The following is a 23,002-nucleotide window of genomic DNA, read 5'->3' on the forward strand; positions in this document are numbered from 1 at the left end:
AAGCGCTTACATGAAACAGATAGGTATGTCGCATTTCTCAGCATCGACACCTCTTACCATGATGCCATTGAAACAAACCTGTACATCTACAAAGAAGAGGACAACACAATGACAAATACAAAGCCTCTACCATCATTGGCACTTGCGATAGCCCCTATCGCCGTCATGTTTGGTTTATTGGCAATTGGCTATGGCGTAATGGGATTACGCATTGAGCCTTTACTACTTGTATCAGCCGCTTTTACCGGCTTTATTGCAATGAAAATGGGCTATGGCTGGGATGACATCATGTCAGCTATCGTCGAGAAGCTGGCTAAAGCTATGCCCGTTATTCTTATTTTGGTTTCAGTTGGCGGCCTAATAGCCAGCTGGATGATAAGCGGAACGATTCCCTACATGGTTTACTGGGGCCTAAAAGTTATCAGCCCTGAGTACATCTTGATTGCCGCATTCTTTGTTACCAGTGTTGTTTCGGTCTGTACTGGTACCTCATGGGGTTCAGCCGGTACTGTCGGTGTAGCATTGATGGGGGTTGCAGCAGGTCTTGATGTATCTCTCGCAGCAGCGGCTGGTGCAGTTGTCTCTGGTGCTTATTTCGGTGATAAAATATCCCCTCTTTCTGACTCAACCAACTTTGCACCTGTTGTTTCTGGCACAACATTATACGAACACATTCAACACATGCTCTACACTACTCTTCCTGGCTTTGTGATTGCCTCTGTTGTGTTCTACTTCGCGGGTCAACAAGGTGATATAGCTGGTGTTGCAGAACCACAAAAAGTGGTTGAAATTTTAGCCGGTCTTGAAAGCCTATATAACCTGAATATCCTTCTGATACTGCCTCCTGTCATGATCCTTTGGGGCGCTGTCACGAAGAAACCAGTGATCCCTCTAATGCTAACTGCGTCAGCAATTGCACTTGGCTTAGGTATTATTTTCCAAGGTTTCAGTCTTCAACAAGGCTTCCAAGCGTACGTTGATGGCTTCAATATCAGCATGCTTAGTGCTAACGGTCACATGGTTGATGGACTGGTTCCTGATATTGCTAAGCTACTAAACCGCGGTGGACTGTTCTCGATGATGAGTACCATTCTACTGGTTTTCTGTGCTTTTGCTTTCGCAGGTATCTTGAGCCTGACAGGCGCACTTAATGTTGTACTTGGTCACTTCCTTCACCTTATTCGTAACACAGGCCAACTGATTCTTTCGACGGTGATTGCCACACTTACCGTCGTATTTACAACATCTGACGGTAAACTTGCGTTGCTTATTCCTGGTGAGCTTTTCCAAAATGCTTACCGCAAAATGGGGCTCGATACTAAAAACCTCTCTCGAACCATAGAAGATGCAGGCACCATCATCGAACCGCTAGTGCCTTGGACTGCGGCTGGTGTTTACATGGCAGGTACGCTGGGAGTCTCTACTCTTGATTACCTACCTTGGGCTATCCAATGTTATACCGGTGTGATCTTCGCCATCATTTACGGCTTCACTGGTTTTGGTATCGCCAAAGCGCCTGCAAATAAAGAACAACAAGCAGAAAATCATTCAGCCGTTGCTGAAGCGAAATAAGGTAACACCATGACAGTAACTTTCGACCACGTTCATGATCGCCGCTCTACCGGCTCTCTAAAATGGGATTTCATGACCGAAAAACTAGGGCTCGATTCCGAAGAGCGCCTTCCAATGTGGGTATCGGATTATGATTTCCAAGCCCCACCAGCGGTACTGGAAGCCCTAAACCAACGTATTGAGCATGGTATTTTTGGTTATGCCGAGCGTAACAATGAGTACTACCAAGCGATCATCAATTGGTACCAGCAGCAACACGAGATCAATATAGATCAAGATTGGATCACCACAGTACACGGTGTACTGCCTGGCCTATCGATGTTGATCCAAATGCTAACCAAGTCTGGCGAGCAGGTGGTGATGCAAACTCCGGGTTATGGCTCTTTCCGTAAAATCACCGAGCTGAACGATCGTGAAATTATTGCTAACCCGTTGATTAATGATAACGGTGAATACCAGATGGATCTTGCCCACCTTGAGCAGTGCTTTAAACAAGGCTGTAAGGTGATGATCTTCTGTAACCCGCATAACCCTGTGGGTAAGGCGTGGTCGCAAAGTGAAATATTGGCACTTGCTGAACTGTGCGCACGCTATGATGTATGGCTGCTTAGCGACGAGATCTGGGGTGACTTGGCAATGCCGGGGCACCAGTACCACTCGGCACTAACGTTACCAAAGTATTTGCAGCAACGTCTTGTCATCGCAACTGCCGCGAGTAAGACATTTGGCCTGTCGTCGCTACGGATCTCCAACTTCATGATCCCTAATGCCGATGTAAAAACCGCGTTTGTCCGCAGGCTCGATGCCCATGGTATGGATGTGTATAACAGCTTGGCAATGTGCGCGGCGACTACCGCTTATCAGACTTCAAGCGATTGGCTTAATGCGCTGAAGCTGTACTTACAGGGCAATATCGATACCCTATCGACTTTTATTGAGCAAGAATTGCCAACGCTTAAGTTCTTGCCACCGCAGGCGGGTTATTTGGCATGGGTAGACTGCCGTCAATTGGGCATTGATGATACAACGCTGGAAAAACGCCTTATCGATACGGGGATCGTTCCGAGTATGGGTATTGCATTTGGCACTGAAGGCACTGGGTTTATCCGATTAAATCTAGGATGCCCGCGAGAAACTTTACTTGAGGCTTGCCAGCGATTGAAAGCGGCTTTGGCCGAATAAGTTTCTTCCCAGCCAACATATTAGTTTTCATCATCAGCAAAACCGAAAAAGGATCTGACCAAGTCAGATCCTTTTTTATAGCAGATAGAATAGTTAACTTTCTTGATTGGCATGAAAATCATAATCGCGCACAACACTGGCAACACGGATCCTGAATTTGTCAAAAAACGCTTCCTTACCTTGGCGTTGCGCTTCTTTATGTTCTGCGAGGTTACGCCAGCGTGCTACTGACTCTTCATCACGCCAAAATGATAATGAGAGTATCTTGGATTCATCACTGAGGCTTTTGAACCGCTCAACAGATATAAACCCATCAATTTGCTCCAGCATCGGCTTAATTGAAGCGGCGATGTCAATATAGTCATCCTTTTTGTCCTCGAATACATGGACTTCAAAAATTACAGCGATCATTGTTTGTGTTCTCTGTTGGGAAATAAATATGTCTTTCTTGTGGAATAACAAAAAGTTCGTCCTGCAAAGTTTTACACCAAGTAATGGCTAACTCAGCCAATGATATATAACAGTCTGTTTTGGCATTTTCCTTAACAAGGATAAGGTAATGAAAAGCCCAAATAAGTAAGTGCTTTTCAAGTAGTTCTTTCGTTGATGCCCTATTTTGCTCTTCCAGTAGTTGAGAAACAACCAGCAGCATCAAGCCAAAATGATCATCAGGTTCATAATGGCCTGTTTCAATGTGTAAATTATTGCTCTGAAGAAAGGAGCGATACCGCATCGTCGACTCGTCAAACAGCTCTCGATTTTGGCCAAGGTATACGGAGCCCCACGGTGGCGCTGGCATTTCACCCACCCCGGAAAATAGGCTTAAGTAATCCCCATCAAGCTCATCAGTTTTGGTTGTCGCAAATAAGCCGATCACTCTTTGCAACTCTTCATAATCATTTGAATCAAGATGATACATACTGCGTTTAACGATATTTTGTACTTCATCACTTGCTGGAGAGTAAAAAAACAGTGCGCCAATAATTCTTGAGATAAAAGCTAGGTTTTCCATTATGTTACCATGCAATGGGATATTTGGGGTGCTGCCAGTTACTCAACTGGCAGCGGTACTAAAAGACACGTTGTTGGATCAAATCGTAAAAATATGCCCTGCCCGCAAGTTCGGACAACAAGATCATAACGACCCCGGAAGCTATATAGCCGGTGTCACTTTTTAGCTTTGCCAGCATCGGGAACAACCACAAGAAGCCCCCACACGCCAGCAGCCCATACCTCAGCCACATAAGAAATTGCGTACTCGCAACATCCCCCATATTCTCCAGCGTACCAATGTGTTGCTGATGGCTGCCGATAACGATAAATACCAGAATTAAACTAACAACAGACATAATCCGTAGCAAAACACTCTCTATGTCATAAAATGCAGTCAGCAAACTGACGGTGCCCACCCCTAGCACAGCAGCCGTAGTAAAAAACTGCAGCGGTGTTGTTACGTGATACCATGCCTCGACTGTCTGGATGTTATAAACACGGCTGATGGCATACACCATCAGCATGCCGCTTAATGCGCCAATAATGGGTATCATTGGCTTTGTCGATAATGGATGTTGTTTAAGTTTCAAACCAATCAGCAACGTGATAGCCGCACCGAATAATGAAACGGTGATGATCTCGACACTTAATGGTGAACCATGAAAAAGGCCAAATATCACATTCATTGCCCGTAGTGGCTGCCCGAGGTGGGTTAAAGAAGCTAACCCAGCAATACCCAATAAGGTAAGCACACTGATATAGCCCGGTAGAAATATTTGCTGCCTATCATGGTTACCTGCATGACAGCCTAATACTGCCAGCATCAAGGCCGTACCGGCGGCGGCTTGTGCAAGAACCGTAAAGAAAACTAAAGATAATTCTTCCACCCTACACCTCCAATTTGTTTTGTAAGTTGCCTGTATTATCACCACAAGGTCTGGCCTTTCTGTTCGAGCCAATTATAAGTGACGGCTTAGTCTTCTCCGGCGAAGGCAGTGGGGCAATGCCTGCTAAGTTTCCATATTTTTCTCTTAAGTTTTCAACGGTATCAAACTCAATGGCCCGCATCGGACACGCCTCTACACACACAGGCTTTCGACCTAATGGGATGCGCTCAAAACAACCATGACACTTACTCATCACTTTTTTGGTGGCATCAAATTGTGGCGCACCGTATGGGCAAGCCATCTCGCAATATCGGCAACCGATACAGACATTCTGGTCAACCACGACTAGGCCATCTTCTTTGCGCTTGTGCATCGCACCGGTAGGACACGCCTTGGTACATGCTGGCTTCTCGCAATGGTTGCAAGAAATAGACACATAGTAAGCAAAAATATCAGGGTGCCACCCGTCACCGGTTTTCGCCCAATTACCGCCTTCATATTCATTGACACGGCGAAAATTAACACCAAGGTCTAAATCATAAAAATCCTTGCACGCAATCCTGCAGGTATTGCACCCAGTACACTTGCTGGTATCAATATAGAAACCGTATTGTTTATTTTTCATCTATTAGCCCCTCCATACCTTAATTTCTACCAAGTTCGTATGCTGAGGGTTCCCTTTAGCATAAGGTGATGGCCTTCCATAGTAGGTGAGAACGTTGATACAGCCACCACGGTCCAATCCTGACTTATCCGGTCGGTACCAGGAGCCTTCCGGAATGGCGCAGACTCCCGGCATTATGCGTGACGTGACTTTGGCGGGGATCAATAGACGGCCTTTATCGTTAAAGACTTCTACCTCTTGGTCGTGCTGAATCCCCCTCGCTTTGGCATCAATAGGGTTAATCCAGATTTTGTCTGGCAACGCTTCCCGTAAGATATCGACATTGTCATAGCTAGAGTGAACACGTGATTTAGTGTGATAACCGACCATTTGCAGTGGATATTTCTCTGCTAGAGGATCATCGAAACCCCGATAGTTCCTCACATATTCAGGTAAAGGCCTAATCACATCCCCTTCTGGCAGCTCCCACGTCGCCGCCGCTTTTGCCATGTCCTGCGAATAAATTTCAATTTTTCCTGAAGGCGTTTCTAATGGATGGGCATCGGGATCCTCTCGGAACGATTTAAAAGCAATTGGTGGCTCGCCGGGATTCGGAAATTTAATGATCCCTTGTTGCTGGAAAGTCTTTAAATCAGGCAGATTGGGGATCGTTTTCGCAGCATTCTTGTGAATATGCTCAAGCCACTGCCTCTCTGTTTTACCTTCGGTATATTCCTTTTCTATCCCAAGGCGCTTGGCAAGCTCGGTACAAATTTCATAAATGTTCTTACATTCGAACATCGGCTTAATCACTTGGCTGCAGTATATGCGGTAATCCATATTTCCCGAGTTACCAGGCGCAGCGATATCTTCCCGCTCGGCCGTGGTTACATCTGGCAACAGGATATCGGCAAACTTAGCGCTAGGTGTCATGTGGTTTTCAATAACCACAATCATTTCACACTGAGTGTCATCCTTGAGCACCTTATAGGTATTGTTAATATCTGAGTGCTGGTTACTGATGATATTACCGGCATAGTTCCAGAAAAACTTAAGCGGGACACCGAGTTTCTCTTTACCACGCACGCCATCTTTTGTTGCTGTCATGTTCACGCCATCTTGGATCATCTGCATCCAGGTAAAGACGGATATTTGGGCTTTGACCGGGTTTGTAAGGGTCGGAAACTCTGGGTAGCCACTCCGAAAGTTACTTTCAGTATTGCCCGAGTTCCCCCCCTTGATACCAACATTTCCGGTCAACACGGCCAGCATAGCAATGGCACGGCAGCTTTGCTCTCCATTAGCCTGTCGCTGTGGCCCCCACCCCTGAGTAATATATGCCGGTTTTGCCTGGGCAATTTCTCTAGCTAGTTTCACGATCCTATCAGCAGGGATCCCCGTAATGGTTTCAGCCCATCTAGGTGTTTTTTCTATACCGTCATCCCCTTTACCAAGGATGTAAGATTTGTAGTCGGCATTAGCAGGAGCGCCATCTGGTAATGTTTTTGAGTCGTAGCCCATGCAGTATGTATCGAGAAATTCTTGATCGACCAAACCTTCCGTGATCATCACATGTGCCATACCAGCAATAAAAGCTGGGTCGGTTCCTGGTCTGATAGGAACCCATTCATCTTCTTTGGTGAGGCAGGTATCGGTATAGCGCGGATCGATGACGATCATACGAACCTTTCTGGTTCGCCTTGCTTGCTCTAGGTGGTACATAACGCTACCACCACTAGTGCGGGTCTCTGCCGGGTTATGGCCAAAGATCACTAACAAGTTAGTATTCTGCACATCGGTGATGCCATTGCCGGTACGTTGGCCAAACATCGCAGGAAAAGCTGTCCTTATTTGCGCAGTACTATAAGTGCCATAATGATCAAGCCATCCGCCCCAAAGGTTCATCAGGCGTGCGAACTGTGATGTGGCCGGTGGCGAAGAGGATGCCAATGTGGCTCCCATCAAGCCAGTCGCACGGTTAATATAAATCGCCTCGTTGCCATAGTTCTCCTTAACCTCAACCAACTTTTCGGCGATAGTGTCTAAGGCTTCTTCCCACGAAATTCGCTTGAAACGACCCTCACCTCGTTCACCAATACGTTTCATTGGGTATTTCAGCCTATCTACGTTATATATACGCTTCCGGCTTGAACGACCTCTCAAACAGGCTCTCACCTGATGGTCTCCATAGTCATCAGTGCCTTGATCATCCGTTTCAGATCGGACAATAACTCCGTCTTCAACATGGTATTTCAAAGGACAGCGGCATTGGCAATTCACCATGCAACTACTCCAAACAGTCTTAGTAGGGTGATGGGGAGAACTCTCCTCCTTGTCGTTGGCAACACTGTAAAAGGGTAAAGTTATCCCTCCTGCTATTGCCCCCAAACCGCCTAATACGGCACTGTTTTTCATTAGAGAGCGCCTACTTAGCGTGGGATTTAAATCATGTTTCTTGCTCACGGCTTTTTACCATTAAGTTTTTGATTGAAGTCAAATATATTCGCGCGCTTAACCCCAATAATTGGAATCAAGCTAAAAGTCTTTATATGTGCAGAATGTATAAACAATGGTGGGAGCGTGATACTACGTTCCGTGCCCAAATATGTTGCTGAGCGGACAGACAAGAGAAATAGTGATTATCATCACCAAAATGCGGGTAGCGGAATGGAACAAAAATTTGAGGGGGTTGATAACGTATCACCTGAAGAACATGAGCGAAGAGAAGCGTTTATCAAAGCGTTAAATAAAGACGTTGTTGCCCTTATGTGGGATTACTCCAACAACTATTTGTTGGATTGGCATAAGCATGAATATGTCCAACTCCTCTACCCGTCTACCGGGGTGATCACAGTAAGAACAGATAATGCCGCTGCAGTGCTGACACCACGACAGGCTCTTCTTATTCCTGCTGGTGTCTCACACAAGGTGAAAATGAATGGCAAAGTAGAAATGCGCAGTCTCTTTATGCGAAATAAAGAAACCGATTCACTGAGCCTTGTGACGGTAACTCCCATGCTCAGAGAAATGCTGAGACATGCGGTTAAGATTAATCAAAGCTACTGCGAAGGCAGCGCTGAAGAAAGACTAATGGAAGTGTTGCTCGATCAGATCGACATTGTCCACGGCTTGCAGCTATCCCTACCTCGACCAAGCGATGCCGGTATCCGGTGGATTGAAAAAGAGCTACTAGCCAATCCGCAAAATGATAAGACATTCGAGGAATGGGCCGAGTTTCTCTGTACCAGTAGTAGAACCCTGAGAAGGCGCTTCCAGCAAGATATCAACCAGCCATTTAGGTATTGGCGAACCCAAATACGGCTCTCTGTCGCTTTAGAAAAGTTAGCGACTGGCCAGTCCGTTAGCCAAACAGCACTGGAAGTCGGCTTTTCAAGTGAAAGTGCTTTCATTGCCACATTCCGGAAAGAGTTTGGTATTACCCCAAAACGCTACTCTGTCGAAGTATCCCCTCATAAACATATTCGATAAGGAAGCCAAGGTTCATAGCGAATAACACTGGTGCTTCCTGTAATTGTATATATCTAGCCACCTAATTCATGGTTAATAAATAGGCTAAAGATCTCACTTTGATAACACAGTTAACACCTTGATCACACTTACACCACAATTTAACTTACTGCAGCCCTCTTTTGTATATACATTATTGTCAATTACACAAGGAGAGTGCTATGAATCAAATTAGTGAATCTACCCCCTCTGATACCCATCATTGGCTTAGGCTATTGGGGTTAAGTAGTATCGGGATCTTTATCTTTTTTATACCAATCACCTTTAACGACAAACAAAGTATCCCACTAGACCACATTGTTACCTACCTCAAAACGAGCCTCGGTAGTGGCGCTGCATGGTATGCAGTCACTATGATAGTTGCAGGGGCAATCTATCCTATAGTGACGGGAAAGTGGCGGGACAACACGACGGAAAAAGTATTTTTACTGCTTAAATGGCTGGGTGTTATTGCTTCTATATTTGCAGTCACTAAATCGGGTCCGGCAATTTTACAAGAACCAGATATGCTCCCCTTTTTGTTCAATAAGCTCGTTATATCTGTTGGCTTGATAGTCCCTGTCGGTTCTGTTTTTCTAGCCTTCTTAGTCAGCTACGGCTTATTAGAGACGGTAGGTATTTTGTTACAGAAACTGATGCAACCGGTGTGGAAAACCCCCGGAAGAAGTGCCATCGATGCCGTTGCTTCGTTTGTAGGTAGCTATTCCATTGGTCTTTTGATAACAAATCGTGTGTATGTTGCTGGCCACTATAGTGCTCGCGAAGCAGCTATTATCGCGACTGGTTTTTCTACCGTTTCAGCTACCTTTATGATCATTGTTGCCAAAACCTTAGATCTGATGCCAGTCTGGAACCAATATTTCTGGCTAACCCTTCTTATCACTTTTATTGTCACAGCAATCACGGTTCGACTACCTCCTCTTTCACGTATCAATAACGAAGCCCAACACAGAGAGCCAACGGCAATAGAAGGAAGCCGGCTGAAAGTGGCGATTGAAAACGGCCTTTCGGTAGCAGAAAAAGCGCCGCCTATCGGCAGAAATATATTGGATAACTTCAAAGATGGATTAGTCATGACCATCAGCATCTTGCCATCAATTATGTCTGTAGGTGTGATAGGTTTGTTGGCAGCGAAATATACTCCAATATTTGATTGGCTCGGGTACCTGTTCTACCCCGTCACAATGCTATGGGGGTTAGAAGAAGGGATGCAGCTTGCTAGAGCAAGTGCTGCAGGGTTAGCGGAAATGTTTTTGCCAGCCCTGCTGATGAAAGATGCAGATATTGTGGCACGATTCTCCGCTGGTGTGGTTTGTGTGTCATCTATTCTGTTTTTCTCGGCGTCCATTCCTTGCATTCTAGCAACTAAAATCCCGCTGAGTGTGTTACAGCTTGTCCTTATATGGTTTGTACGAACCTTCCTAAGCTTAATGCTGGCGATTCCTACCGCATTACTGCTATTTGGATAATTGACTTACATTGAATAAGCAAGACGCATCATCTATCTGTTTATGCGTCTTGCTGTTCCATACTTATCGCCGATTCAGGATCAGCCAAATCGTCAAAGACTATTTTAATGGCTCCTGGGTATTTAGCCTCTAAAGCGAATATAGACAACAGCATTCATGGGCTATACGGCACTTTATACCGCTCATCAATCCCCTATCAATGCTGAGCAGCCTGTATGAGCTGTTCTATCAAATATTGCCTTGCAGGCGTTTCAGTGACTTGAGGCATAGACCACAGGGATACTGGAATAGCCAATGTATCGCAGCTCTCTTCGATCGTAATGTGCCTTAAGATGTTTTGTTCGACTAGCGGCTCGACGGTTCTCTGTGGAAGCATGCTCCAGCAGTCAATGCTTTGTAACATGCTAATTAGCAAGTAGGTATTGGACATTTGATCAATATGTCGACCAACACAATACAGTTCACGTAATACTGGCTGGGTGAGATCGGTGCTGACTAATTGGCGGTAATTGACGAGATCTTTCACGGATATTGATACTGGAATGTTGGCCGACACAGAGCAAACAGCGGACATAGGCATGTTCATAAAATGTATCGGGTAAATTGAGCTATGGCTACTGGCATCAGGAACCAAAACTAATCCTAGATCGAGCCGCTTGTCGAGCAAGCCTGTTTTCACTTCACTCTTAGTACATGAATGCCAATGTACCACTGTGTGGGAGTAAGCGAGACTGAATTGCTGCATCGCATAAGAGATAATATCAGCTGGAATTAGCTGAGACAGGCCAACATTAATTTCTGTTTCAGCGTCATCGTATTGCGTAGTGGCTATGCTCGCAAATGAATTGGATTCGAGAACAAGCCGATGTGCATAAGGTAACAGATTCTGCCCTTTTTCCGTTAGCTCTGGGAATTTTCCTGTGCGATCGAATAGCTCATAACCCAAATCAATTTCAAGGTTTCGTATTATCTGACTGACCGTTGAGCGATCTTTGTTTAGCTGTCTTGCCGCTCGACTAAAATTCCCTGTTTGTGCAACGCAAACAAATGCCGTAATTTGCTGAAAGCTAAAATTCATGCGTGGATTAAGTCCCCGGTTATCGATTTTATTGCCTGATAAAAATCATACATGATTATCGGAAAAAGAAACGTGGAGAAGGCAATGAAAAAAACACTACTCACTCTAGCAATCTGTTTTAGTTCAATATCACCTTTTGCTAGCGCAACTCAAGAGACCCTACTCGACACCGTTGGCGCAGATAAAGAGCGCCTGATCTCTATCTTTGAGCACATTCATGCCAATCCAGAGATTGGATTTATGGAATTCGAAACGGCTAAGATTGTGGCAGATGAGCTGCAACAACTTGGTTTCAAAGTCCATGAAGGAATCGCCCGCACAGGTGTTGCGGCCGTGCTGAAAAATGGTGAAGGGCCAACCGTCATGTTTCGTGCGGATATGGATGCATTACCAATAAAGGAAGAGACAACCCTTTCGTATAAACCAACAAAGCCATCCAAAGATCGCTTTGGAAACGATGTGTGGGCTATGCATGCTTGTGGCCATGACGTACACACAACCTGGTTGATTGGAATTGCAAAACAGCTGGCCGAGCGAAAAGATGACTGGCAAGGCACCCTTGTTCTTGTCGCTCAACCTGCGGAAGAACTCATTCAAGGTGCAACGGCGATGGTGCAAGATGGCCTGTATGAACTCATTCCAAAGCCCGACATTTTGATTGCGGGCCACACCCACCCAGTTTTACCAGCCGGATCGGCTGCTATTTCTGACGGTCGTCGTATGGCAGGTACAGACCAAATTGATGTCACGATTTACGGTGTGGGCGGACACGGTTCAACACCACATGGCGCTATTGACCCCATTGTCATGTCTTCGATGGCAGTGATGGGCTATCAAACCATCGTCTCGCGTAAACTTGATCAGATTGAGCCAGCAGTACTGACGGTCGGAGCGCTCAATTCGGGTGATGAAGCCAACATCATCCCTGATTCAGCCGAGTTAAAAGTCAATTTACGTTGGTATCGTGAAGCTGAACGTACCGCGATGATCGAGGGGATCAAAGATGTGACAGATAACATTGCTAAGATGTACGGTGTCCCCGAAGATCGCATGCCTCGCTATCAGATGAATGGCTATTCGACACCGGTTATCAATCCGCTAGCGCAAACTGAACAGGCCAAACAAGCCCTTGTTGCCGCGCTAGGTGATGACAATGTATATAACGGATTTCCTCCCGTTATGGGGTCGGAAGATTTCCACATGCTTACTAGCCCATACCCAGAAGTCCCTGTTGTATTTGTCGAGGTTGGAGCAGCAAGTAACGAGACGTGGAGCAATTTTGTCGAAAATGGCCAGTTGCCTAAATATCTGAATCATAACCCGAACATTGTCATGGATCCTGGCTCTGTGCCTGCAGGTACGGTGGCATTAAGCTCTGTTATCCTTGAGTTCCTGAACCAAAAATAGTTCTTAGACAACAAAATAATATTAAACAACTAGCCGCTTTCATTCCTTTATGAAACAACTGTTTGCAGGGACGCAAACAGTTCCTAAAAGCACGGCCATAAAATTAGCAGGCAGCACTCATTCGCACAATGCAAGACAAAACCGCCTACGGTGAATAACTGTTATGGTGCTGCTGTCATTTTCAGCAACTGTTCTGTGTCCCCCTGATTTTCAACGCTAGTTCAAAGAAATAGCCTCATGATTTTGCTAGCGTAGCCCAAACTCGAACTATCCTGCACTATCATGAAACTCAGCCAACTAAATGCTTTTAAAGCCGTCATTGAATGCCAAACTGTTACCGCTGCTGCCGAGCGACTTCATCTCAGCCAGCCCGCTGTAAGCCGCTTATTATCCAGCTTAGAATCACGGCTAGGGTTTAAATTATTTATTCGCAAAGGCAACCGCCTAGAACTCAGCGACGAGGGTGAAGCATTTTATCTTGAAGTCGCCAAAGTATTCGATGCCGTCGCCGGTTTAGATCAAGTGGCTCACTCTATTCGTTCAAGTCACTTTGGTAGCCTGAATATTGCAGCCATGCCCCTACTCTCCAATGCTTTTTTACCACGTGTCGTAGCAACCTTTCTAAACCAAACGCCAAAACTAAAGCTGGGTTTCAAAACCTATCGCTCAGAAGACGTCGTACGTCGGGTGCAAAGCCAAACTGCCGATATCGGGTTTGCCTTTGTTGATGACATCGTGGCTGGGGTGAAAGCCCAGCGTGTCGAATGTGAGTGTGTATGCCTAGTCCCAACCAAATCGCCACTAGCAAAACGCAAAGCCATCGACATCTATGATATTGCGGATCAAGTATTGATCCGCCATGAAAAAGACGCCACCCAACGGCAAATAGATGCGTTACTAAGACGCTACAACCTATCGACTATCGAGCATATCGAAGTGTCACTCGCCAGCACTGCAGCCGCTCTCGTTAAAGAAGGAATTGGTATTGCGATCACCGACCCGTTTACCGCGGTGATTGAAAGTGAGCATCCGCGCGTTGTCATGCGACCGCTCGTCTTTAACCTATCGTTTGAATTTGACATTCTTTACCCAGCGCTCAAACCCATTCACCGCCATGCCGAGCACTTCATCGAACAGTTTATGCTATTGGCCGACGATCTAGATGTGCAGTTGAAAATAGGCCCAATGAGAGATCTCGATGGGTAGCAGTGGGATCACATCACACTTAGCTTGAATGTGTCTCCTCGGGAAATGATGAATTTTAATCTTTAAAAATCATAACGATAATATCATCCGGTTTTTATAGCATTACTTTTTTGCATGGCTGTTTGTTCCTTTGGCATTGGCGATAAAACACGATAATTCCTTACTGTAGCTAAAACAACGACACACATTAAAAGGAATAATCATGACAAATCGTGTCTCTATCATTGGCTCGGGAAATGCCGGATTAACAGCTGCTTATCACTTTACCAAACAAGGGGCTGATGTCTGCCTTTATGGCAGCCCGGGCTTTGATCAACCCCTGAAAGATATTGAACAACGCGGTGGTATCGAAGCCCTTAGCCACTTCAATGATGTAGCGCTCACTTTCTCCGGTTTTCATCCTATCGACAAGATCAGCCGAGACCTGAAAGAAACCCTTGCTTATGCCAATATTGTGGTGCTTCCGGTTCCCTCGTTTGCCCAAGAGCCTTTGTTTATCGAAATGCTACCTCATCTTCGTGATGGTCAAATCGTCATGCTGATGCCAGGGAATTACGGCTCGTTGGTGCTCAATAAAATCAAGCACGAAAAAGGTTATGGCGAACTTGATATTACCTTTGTCGATGCTATCTCAATCCCTTGGGCTACCCGTATTGTCGGGCCTGCCCAGTTGGCGATATTGGGTATGAAAGAGTTCCTGCCCGTTGCAGCCTTCCCAGCCAAGCACACACAAATGGCTATCGATGCCCTTCAAGCTGTAATGCCACTTCCCCTCACCGCACTCAGTAACGTCATTGAAGCGGGATTGGAGAACATTAACTTCGGTGGCCACCCGCTGCTCACAACACTGAATATGGGTCTACTGGAAAACTTTGATGGCCAATTCAACTACTACAAGGACTGCTGCTCTGTTTCAACCGCCAAAGCCGCGGCGGTAATGGAAAATGAACGCCTAGCTATCGGAAAACAACTAAACCTGTTGTTAAAACCGGAGCTGGATGCAATGAATGCACTTTACAGTATGGATTGTAAAACCGTTTATGAAGCCAACCGAACTTCTGAAACGCACGGCAAACTTAATAGCGCACCAAATTCAGCGAGTAATCGCTATATCACAGAAGATGCTGCTTACTTATTGGTGCCTTGCTTTGAACTTGGCCAACTTACCGGGATCGATACACCAATGATCACGGCATGCCTGCACATTGATAACGCCTATAACGACACGGACTATTTCACCACAGGTAGAACATTGAAAAAAATGGGACTTGATAACCTTACAGCCCACGAAATCATGGACTTTGTAGCGTAAGCCAAGCGCAATTGACAAATATGGGGCCTCGGCCCCATAAAGGACGAAACAATGAGTAAATTAAAATTTCCTTCTGCCTATACAATCTTAATGCTGCTTACGGTGCTCATGGCACTGCTCACTTGGATGATCCCGGCAGGTCAATACCAGATGGAGCTCAACGAGACACTGGGCAAGCTGGTTCCGGTTGTTGGCTCGTACCAAACTGTCGAGGCCAACCCTCAAGGTATCATTGATATTTTGATGGCCCCTATTCAAGGTTTTTACGACCCATCAGACTATGTTGCCCGGGCCGTTGATGTCGCCATATTCGTATTAGTTATCGGTGGCTTTCTGGCGGTCGTAACCGAAACTGGCGCCATTGATGCGGGTATCGCAGGGACAATGAAGCGTCTTGCTGGTCGGGAAAAGTGGATGATCCCAATCCTCATGGGGCTTTTCGCTCTGGGCGGTACTGTTTATGGTATGGCCGAAGAAACAATTCCCTTCTATGCCTTGCTGATTCCAGTAATGATTGCAGCAGGCTATGACAGCATCGTTGGTGTCGCCATTATTATGGTGGGAGCAGGCATCGGTTGCCTAGGCTCGACCATTAACCCTTTTGCCACTGTTATCGCTTCCAATGCTGCCGAAATCAACTTTATGGAAGGGTTTGCGCTTCGGGCCGTGATCCTCATCCTTGGTTGGCTGCTCTGTGTCTTTTATGTCATGCGATACGCCGAACGCGTTAAGCAAGATCCCTCACGCTCTATTGTTGCCCACCAGCATGACGAAAACCTGAACCATTTCCTTCATGGCAAACAGAAAGAGACGCCCGAACTATCCAATACCCGTAAAGCGGTGTTAGCCATTTTCGCCCTGACATTTGTCGTTATGATGTGGGGTGTATCCGCAGCAGATTGGTGGATGGCAGAACTTTCCGCTCTGTTTATTGGCTCAAGTATCTTAGTCGGTTTTGTTGGCCGTTTATCTGAAGCGGAAATCACCGACAGTTTTGTCAATGGCGCCAGAGATCTACTTGGTGTTGCCCTTATCATTGCCATTGCCCGCGGCTTAGTCGTTGTCATGGATAACGGTAATATCACGCACACAATCCTGAACTACGCGGAAGGCCTACTGGGCGGATTAAACGAAGTCGCGTTTATCAATGCAATCTACTGGGTCGAGGCCGTGCTTTGCCTTGTTGTCCCTTCATCATCAGGTCTGGCTGTACTTTCAATGCCTGTATTGGCCCCTCTGGCTGATTTTGCTGGGGTCAGCCGAGAGTTAGTCGTCACCGCTTTCCAATCTGCATCAGGGCTTCCTAACCTTGTCACACCAACATCTGGCGTTGTGATGGGTGGCCTTGCCATCGGGCGCGTTGCCTACTCATCTTGGCTCCGTTTTATTGGCCCGCTAATTGGTATCCTGACACTGATGATTATGGCCTTGCTCAGTATCGGGGTGATTATCGCCTAACACTCAGATGTCTATCCAAACGGCTTGCAGCCATACTGAAACAATAGAAAGCGAGTAATTCATAACACTGTGCTTGCTCGTGTTCACTCTAGTGATATAGAGGCAAATAGTTAGGCACGTGGCTGACTTTAACCGCGAAATAACAAATCAGCCGAGAAAGTCCTCGGCTGATTGATTTCATTGAATTAAAGGAATGGAATGGTCTTTTGTGGGAAAGGCTCCAAAGATGGAAACAGCTTTTCTACATCAAGGTAATCATCGAACCACTTAGCCAGTGTCGCATTGACCTGGTCGGCAGCAATCCCCGGAATAAGGCGACCATTATTGTAATCAAACTTACTACCCGGAGTTAAATCCGGCCACTCACCATAAGCTTTACCACCATTAACCGCACCACCCATCACCAACTGATGACCAGCCCAACCATGATCAGTACCCGTATCATTAGCCATTAGGCGGCGACCAAAGTCTGACATGGTAAAGGTAGTCACATTGTTCAGCATGTTGATATCTTTCAGTTCTTGATAGAAATCAGCCATAGCATCAGCAAGTTGCTCCAGCAATGCATGATGTGCATTTTTCTGGTTATGGTGAGTATCAAAACCGCCTAATCCAACAAAGTACACTTGCCTATGGTGCCCCATCTCTGCATGCTTCTCGATTAACTTAGCAGTGGTATGCAGCTGTTCGCTTAAAGAGCTTCGAACCGTGTCATCATCTTCTTCACCCAGTAAATCAGCGAGCCTTTCATTTTGATAGTATCTGCTCGACATCACGTCAGCATAATTATCTTTGAAAAGGTTATTAAACTGACGGTCAAAGTGATATTCCATTGCCAAACGGCGCTCATCTTGATCCAACCCGTTATATTTACCAGCTCCACCGCCAGTCATCACCATTTGCTCGTATACATCATTGCGCAGCCATTTTTGTTCACCATTCAATGACATCATTGGCGACAAATCATTAGACATGTAGACGCTTTCAACCATACGCCCAGCCCAGCCTAGTTTATCATCCATATTGAGCGCGCCCGACTGCCACATGGTTTGCTGCAGATTATGTGCCATGAGGAAATCAGGAACAGGATGTGGATTAACTTGGTCGATGATTGGACCAACCAATTGCCCTGAGTTGACAATAACGGTTGCATTGCCATCCTCAAACATATCTTTGAGGTTTGCCATTGCAGGGTGTAAACCCAGGCTAACTGCAGGACTATTATCTCCAGTTTCTGATTTAATATCGATATTCACTAGATCATTTCTATCAAGTGCAAGGCTTGGCCGTGCTTTTCTGTAAACTTCATGGAGATCGGCATCAACAGGTACCACCATGTTATAGGCGTCATTGCCACCAAATAAGAAAATACAAACGAGGGCTTTAAACCCGTCATCACCAGCAACAGCTTGTTTGCTCAATGATAGACCCGGTACTGCTGATAATGCGCCAAGTGCAGTAGAGCTTTTTAAAAAGTGGCGACGTGACATCTTCATGGCTTACTCCTGGCAACGGAAATCAGGTGAACATTGAATAGCAAACAAGGTGGCGAACGTTCTTCTATCGGCACCAATATTTTGGTTAGTCATATCAATCAATAAGCTTTCGATGTAGTGATGAAGATCATCTGACATTAAGCCGAAAAAGATCCTCTCATTGATCCACTCCATATACTCTTCAGGTTTATCAACCCGATTCTCTAATGGGCCTCTATCCCAAGTCCAACGCCTTTCTTCTTCGTAACGGTGACTGAGAATAAGCCCCCACATCGCATTGGAAATTCGACGCATGGAGTCCATAGTGTGAATATTGAACTCTGGTGCGGTTAACTCCTTATTAGCAATCTCACCTTTAGGTGCATAATCAGGTTCATAGAAGTTAAATACACTTGAAGCCTGAAGCGGGGCTTGACCGAAGTTATGTTGCAATCCAGGAAAGTCCCACCAGCGGCGAGAATCATTGCTTTTTACATTCAATGCACGGCAAAAATTGGTCATAGCAATAACCGGTTCTTTTACCTTACCGAAGTTCCGAATATTAGAACCAAAATTCTGGTGATCAGCCATGGCACGGCCTTCAAGAAGGTCTTCATCTAACAGAATGGCTTTAATCACCGCCTGCATATTTCCACGAACGCCAGCGCCATCATCAATAAAGACGCGAGCTACCCGCTCTATGTAATCACGACGCGGATTACTGATAGTCAGACGCTGAATTAAAAGCCGTGAGATAAATACTGGTGTATTAGGGTGTTCAAATAACACCTTGATTGCCAAGTCCAAATCTTTCTCTGCTGACTGACCTGCAGGGAATTCTACATTTAATACTGTTTTACTACCGTCGTCATGCCAATCGCTGTTATTCACCATTGGCTTGGTGTTGCTGTCTTTCCCATCGCTATCTTTGTCTTTACGCCAGCCTGTTAATACACGTGCTAATTCTTCAACATCTTTCTGTGTATAAGCGGGCTTTTGCTTCCCACCATCCAGAGCTGGTTGCCCATTTATATTCAGCTCCCATAAGCCTATAGAAAACAACTGCATGACTTCACGGGCATAGTTTTCATCTGGGAAAGTATTATTCTGCTCATTATGGGCGCGGCTTCCTGCTAGGGTCAGAAATTGCCCCATTGCCGGATGCAAAGTGACCGCTTTTAACAATTCATCAAATCTGGAAAAGGCGTTCCTCACTAGCACATCATAGTAAGACGCAAGACCTTCACCACCCGGACCACCATTAACTGAAACCACTAAGACTTGGCTAAGTGCATAAGCCACACGTTGGCGCAGCTGATCACCAGACGTTAGTGTTCTTTCCCACCAAGCACTCATTCGAGCACCTTCATTCAATGGCTCATTCGTCGCCGCTGCTACTTGCTCTGCAAGTGGTAAATGTAATCGATTATGACGTTCGAACTGATCATCAAACCAAGCATCAATACCGCCCTCATAATTAAGTAGCGCTTCAATATCCCCATGCTTTGGGCCAAATGTGGCTCGGTACAGAAACTTGGCAGCCTGCACCGGATCATTAATGGTATTTACCACTGCTATTCCTCTTCATTCTAATTATTTATATGTCAGCACAACATTTTTGAGCTTGCTGATACGAGGAATTTACACCGCGAATAGAAAGCAATGTTCAGATAAGGTCAATTTATCAATTGGAAGGATTTCAGTGGAACGGAGGCGGCAGATTAAATATTCTTACATTTTTCAACTTAAGATTTAACTGTACGCTGAAACTTAAATGTTATTGACGCATAAAAAAGCCAGCAACTTGCGTTACTGGCTTACTAAAAACCGTCAACCTATTGAATTAGACAAACTATAAACATAGTAAGTAATGACTACGGGCTATCTCACCTATTTCATAAAACCTAAGTTGTGTTCGTCAAACTTTTCAAGTGACTCGAATAAGCCCGTTAATGACCCGTCATAACCAAACCAAGAGGCCAATGTTGCATTAACTTGGTCTGCCGCTATTTCAGGAATTAATCGGCCGTTGTTATAGTCATACTCACTACCTGGCTTCAAGTCTGGCCAATTTCCATATGCACGACCGCCATTCACCGCACCACCTACAATCAATTGATGTCCAGCCCAACCATGATCAGTACCTGAATCGTTCGCCATTACACGACGACCAAAATCAGACATGGTGAATGTAGTGACATTTTCTGATAAATCTTGCGCCTTCATTTCAGTGTAAAACGCAGCGATTGCATCACTCACTTCACCCAGCAATGCAGCATGTTTGTCAGCCTGATCTTTATGAGTATCAAAGCCACCCAACCCTAAGAAAAAGACTTGGCGACCATGTTTCATAGTTTCACTATCACGCGCTTTAATTAATTTAGCCGTGGTGTGCAGCATTTTTCCAAGTGACGTTTCTGGGAAGCCATTTAGATCACCGATATTAGCTAAGGCTTCTTCCAGTGAATCGTTCTCGTGATAACGGTTAGCCATAGTCAGCGAGTAATTATCGGCATAGAGATTGGCAAACTTCTCTTCAAAATGACGGCGCATCGCTCCCACGCGTTCTGCTTGGTTCAAGCCACTGTAGCTTCCAGCTCCGTCACTGGTTAAAACCAACTGCTCAAGGTTGGTGGTTCGTAACCACTTCTGCTCACCATTTAACGACATTAATGGCGACAACTGACCTGATAAGTGCATATCCTTAACCATTCGACCAGCCCAACCGAATTTATCGTCCATTTCCTCAGCACCAGATTGCCACATGGTTTGCTGTAAGTTATGCGCCATGAGAAAGTCTGGTACTTTAGGATTTTGTGCAGAGCGGCCAATAATGGGTTCAACTAATTGACCTGAGTTTACAATGACAGTCGCGCCTTTATCTTGTGCAAAGATCGTTTCTAAACTTTGCATTGCAGGATGAAGACCTAGAGGAACACCATTATCCGTCTTAATACCCAAAGGGACAATCGATCCCCGCTCAATGGCAAGCCCAGGCCTTGCCGCTAAATAATCGCCATACGTCGTATCATCATCAGGGATCACCATGTTGTAAGCATCATTGCCACCGAAAAGGAAAATACAGACTAACGCCTTGTAATCACCTTCTGCGGCTTGTGCTGAACTCAACCCTGTTAATGCTGGCGCTACCGATGTCGCACTCAATGCCGCTGTCGATTTCAAAAAGTTTCTTCTAGTAATTTTCATTGGTTACTCCTGACAACGGAATTCTGGTGAACACTGAACAGCAAACAAGGTGCTTTCAATTTTTCGATCATCGGTACGATTTTCAGCGGTAAGCTCAAGCAACATGTCATATAAGAATTGAGATAACTCTGACGACATTAAACCACCAAATAAACGGGTATTAAGTAAGGCTACGTACGCGTCTGGGTTATTAATGTTTCTTTCAAACTCAGATCGGTTCCACGACCATTTCTTTTGATCAGTCGAATCATGTGAATAAATAGCCACCCACATACGGTTAGAAATACGCCGAACAACATCCATCGATAAAATAGCAAATTCTGGTGCAACCAAGCCTTTATCATTAATTTCACCTTTCGGTGAATAGTCAGGCTCGTAAAAGTTAAAAACACTCGATGCTCTTAGCGGTGCTTGACCATAGTTACTCTGTGTTGCGGCAAAATCCCACCAACGCTTTGGGTCATTACTTTTTACATTCAGCGCACGGCATAAGTTTGCCATTGCAACTAAAGGCTCTTTTACTTTGCCGAAGTTGCGGCTATTCGAACCATTACTTTGATGATCAGCCATGGCCTTACCATTCAAGACATCATCATCAAGCAAGATGGCAGTAATCACGGCTTGTAAATCGCCCCTAACACCTTGCCCGTTATCCTTAAAGACATCGACAACACGTTTAATATAACTGCGTCGTGGGTTACTGACAGTCAATCGCTTAATCAGCAGTGTTGAGATAAACACCGCAGTATTGTTATGATTCGCAAGCAAGTCAATCGCTTGTGATAGATCTTGCTCTGGTGTTTGGCCTTCAGGGAATACCTGACCAAGAACGGTTTTCTCACTAAAGTCATGACGATTATCATCGGCATACATTGGCTTTAAATAGGTCTCACGTCGCCAACCGGTAAGTACTTTTGCCAACTCTTCAACATCTTTTTGGCTATAAGTAGGAATTCGATCGCCTTCTGGTGTTAAGGCTGCTTGACCATTACTATTCAGCTTCCACAGCCCAAGGCTAAAGAGCTGCATCACTTCGCGAGCATAGTTTTCATCAGGAAAAGTGTTTTTAACCGGATCGGCCTTGCGGCTACCTTCCAACGTTAAATATTTCCCCATTGCAGGGCTTAGTGTAACCGCTTCAAGCAAATCTCGGTAATTTCCAAAAGCGTGTTTTAACAGCAAGTCATAGTATTCAACTAAACCTTCGGAATTTGGTCCACCACTGTTTGATACAACTAATACTTGGCTTAATGCAAACGCTACACGCTGTCTTAATTGATCGCCAGCATTCAGGCTTCGATCCCACCAAGCACTTAATCGTGCATTTTCGTTTAGCGTATCACCACTGGCATTCGCAAACGACTCCGCAAGCGGGCGGTGTTTACGTCGATTACGGGTAAACTGATCATCCAACCAAGATTCAACGCCCATTTCGAGGAACGCTTCCACATCCCCTTTTTTAGGACCAAAGGTTGCACGATATAAAAATTTTGCGGCCTGTTCCGGCTCATATATAGACATAGCCAACTTAACTCCTTCTCTATTTTCATTAGCACACCAATACCTACTAGGCATAAGTGTCTAAAAAACTTGTATAGATAATGGAGAAGAGAAATATATACAC

At 45.4% G+C, this 23,002-nt stretch carries 18 protein-coding genes; 8 read left to right on the forward strand and 10 right to left on the reverse strand.

What is annotated here, in order from left to right; genetic code table 11:
• Positions 1–108 precede the first annotated feature (108 nt).
• Entirely contained in the window at positions 109–1,572 is a 1,464-nt protein-coding gene (gene nhaC / locus L4D09_RS23685; protein ID WP_428460004.1) for a Na+/H+ antiporter NhaC, read from the forward strand.
• A gap of 9 nt (positions 1,573–1,581) precedes the next feature.
• The gene (locus L4D09_RS23690) at positions 1,582–2,754 is read left to right on the forward strand and encodes a MalY/PatB family protein (protein ID WP_428460005.1); all 1,173 of its coding nucleotides are present in this window, start codon (positions 1,582–1,584) and stop codon (positions 2,752–2,754) included.
• Positions 2,755–2,847: 93 nt separating this feature from the next.
• Here the strand turns inward: L4D09_RS23690 and L4D09_RS23695 are convergent, their stop codons facing one another.
• Genes L4D09_RS23695 through L4D09_RS23715 form a run of 5 tightly spaced genes read right to left on the reverse strand, consistent with a single transcriptional unit; the run spans position 2,848 to position 7,701 of the window.
• Complete coding sequence (locus tag L4D09_RS23695) at positions 2,848–3,165, reverse strand: antibiotic biosynthesis monooxygenase family protein (protein ID WP_428460006.1); 318 nt, start codon at positions 3,163–3,165, stop codon at positions 2,848–2,850.
• Positions 3,146–3,766, reverse strand: coding sequence for a molecular chaperone TorD family protein (locus tag L4D09_RS23700; RefSeq protein WP_428460007.1), 621 nt, complete (start codon positions 3,764–3,766; stop codon positions 3,146–3,148). Before L4D09_RS23700 ends, L4D09_RS23695 begins: the two co-directional genes overlap by 20 nt.
• A gap of 58 nt (positions 3,767–3,824) precedes the next feature.
• Entirely contained in the window at positions 3,825–4,634 is an 810-nt protein-coding gene (locus tag L4D09_RS23705) for a dimethyl sulfoxide reductase anchor subunit family protein (protein WP_428460008.1), read from the reverse strand.
• Position 4,635: 1 nt separating this feature from the next.
• Positions 4,636–5,259 (reverse strand): DMSO/selenate family reductase complex B subunit, encoded by a 624-nt coding sequence (locus tag L4D09_RS23710; protein WP_428460009.1) that lies wholly within the window; start codon positions 5,257–5,259, stop codon positions 4,636–4,638.
• Between the two features lie 3 nt (positions 5,260–5,262).
• On the reverse strand, positions 5,263–7,701 hold the full coding sequence (locus tag L4D09_RS23715; RefSeq protein WP_428460010.1) for a DMSO/selenate family reductase complex A subunit: 2,439 nt from the start codon (positions 7,699–7,701) through the stop codon (positions 5,263–5,265).
• A 204-nt stretch (positions 7,702–7,905) separates the two neighbouring features.
• Here L4D09_RS23715 and L4D09_RS23720 point away from each other — a divergent pair, with 204 nt between their 5' ends.
• Together L4D09_RS23720 and L4D09_RS23725 are read left to right on the forward strand one after the other, a co-directional pair.
• Positions 7,906–8,727 (forward strand): AraC family transcriptional regulator, encoded by an 822-nt coding sequence (locus L4D09_RS23720; protein ID WP_428460011.1) that lies wholly within the window; start codon positions 7,906–7,908, stop codon positions 8,725–8,727.
• A gap of 200 nt (positions 8,728–8,927) precedes the next feature.
• Positions 8,928–10,235: a YjiH family protein gene (locus tag L4D09_RS23725; RefSeq protein ID WP_428460012.1), complete on the forward strand. Its 1,308-nt coding sequence runs from the start codon at positions 8,928–8,930 to the stop codon at positions 10,233–10,235.
• Positions 10,236–10,431: 196 nt separating this feature from the next.
• Here L4D09_RS23725 and L4D09_RS23730 read toward each other — a convergent pair whose 3' ends face one another.
• Positions 10,432–11,313, reverse strand: a complete 882-nt coding sequence (locus L4D09_RS23730; protein WP_428460013.1) for a LysR family transcriptional regulator — start codon at positions 11,311–11,313, stop codon at positions 10,432–10,434.
• A gap of 84 nt (positions 11,314–11,397) precedes the next feature.
• On the opposite strand from L4D09_RS23730, the gene L4D09_RS23735 reads away from it, so the two are divergent.
• The 4 genes from L4D09_RS23735 (at position 11,398) to L4D09_RS23750 (ending at position 16,696) form a co-directional block, all read left to right on the forward strand.
• The gene (locus L4D09_RS23735; protein WP_428460014.1) at positions 11,398–12,720 is read left to right on the forward strand and encodes an amidohydrolase; all 1,323 of its coding nucleotides are present in this window, start codon (positions 11,398–11,400) and stop codon (positions 12,718–12,720) included.
• Positions 12,721–13,002: 282 nt separating this feature from the next.
• A complete protein-coding gene (locus L4D09_RS23740; protein WP_428460015.1) occupies positions 13,003–13,926 on the forward strand; it encodes a LysR family transcriptional regulator in 924 nt (307 codons plus the stop codon).
• 202 nt (positions 13,927–14,128) lie between these two features.
• Positions 14,129–15,238 (forward strand): NAD/NADP octopine/nopaline dehydrogenase family protein, encoded by a 1,110-nt coding sequence (locus L4D09_RS23745; protein ID WP_428460016.1) that lies wholly within the window; start codon positions 14,129–14,131, stop codon positions 15,236–15,238.
• Between the two features lie 51 nt (positions 15,239–15,289).
• Positions 15,290–16,696: a YfcC family protein gene (locus tag L4D09_RS23750; RefSeq protein ID WP_428460017.1), complete on the forward strand. Its 1,407-nt coding sequence runs from the start codon at positions 15,290–15,292 to the stop codon at positions 16,694–16,696.
• 185 nt (positions 16,697–16,881) lie between these two features.
• Here L4D09_RS23750 and L4D09_RS23755 read toward each other — a convergent pair whose 3' ends face one another.
• The 4 genes from L4D09_RS23755 to L4D09_RS23770 form a co-directional block, all read right to left on the reverse strand.
• Entirely contained in the window at positions 16,882–18,192 is a 1,311-nt protein-coding gene (locus tag L4D09_RS23755) for a DUF1501 domain-containing protein (RefSeq protein WP_428460018.1), read from the reverse strand.
• 3 nt (positions 18,193–18,195) lie between these two features.
• Positions 18,196–19,743, reverse strand: coding sequence for a DUF1800 domain-containing protein (locus L4D09_RS23760; RefSeq protein WP_428460019.1), 1,548 nt, complete (start codon positions 19,741–19,743; stop codon positions 18,196–18,198).
• Between the two features lie 318 nt (positions 19,744–20,061).
• Complete coding sequence (locus L4D09_RS23765) at positions 20,062–21,378, reverse strand: DUF1501 domain-containing protein (RefSeq protein ID WP_428460020.1); 1,317 nt, start codon at positions 21,376–21,378, stop codon at positions 20,062–20,064.
• Positions 21,379–21,381: 3 nt separating this feature from the next.
• On the reverse strand, positions 21,382–22,899 hold the full coding sequence (locus L4D09_RS23770; protein ID WP_428460021.1) for a DUF1800 domain-containing protein: 1,518 nt from the start codon (positions 22,897–22,899) through the stop codon (positions 21,382–21,384).
• Positions 22,900–23,002 lie beyond the last annotated feature (103 nt).

Source organism: Photobacterium makurazakiensis, from assembly GCF_050336715.1.
Taxonomy (GTDB): Bacteria; Pseudomonadota; Gammaproteobacteria; order Enterobacterales; family Vibrionaceae; genus Photobacterium; species Photobacterium makurazakiensis.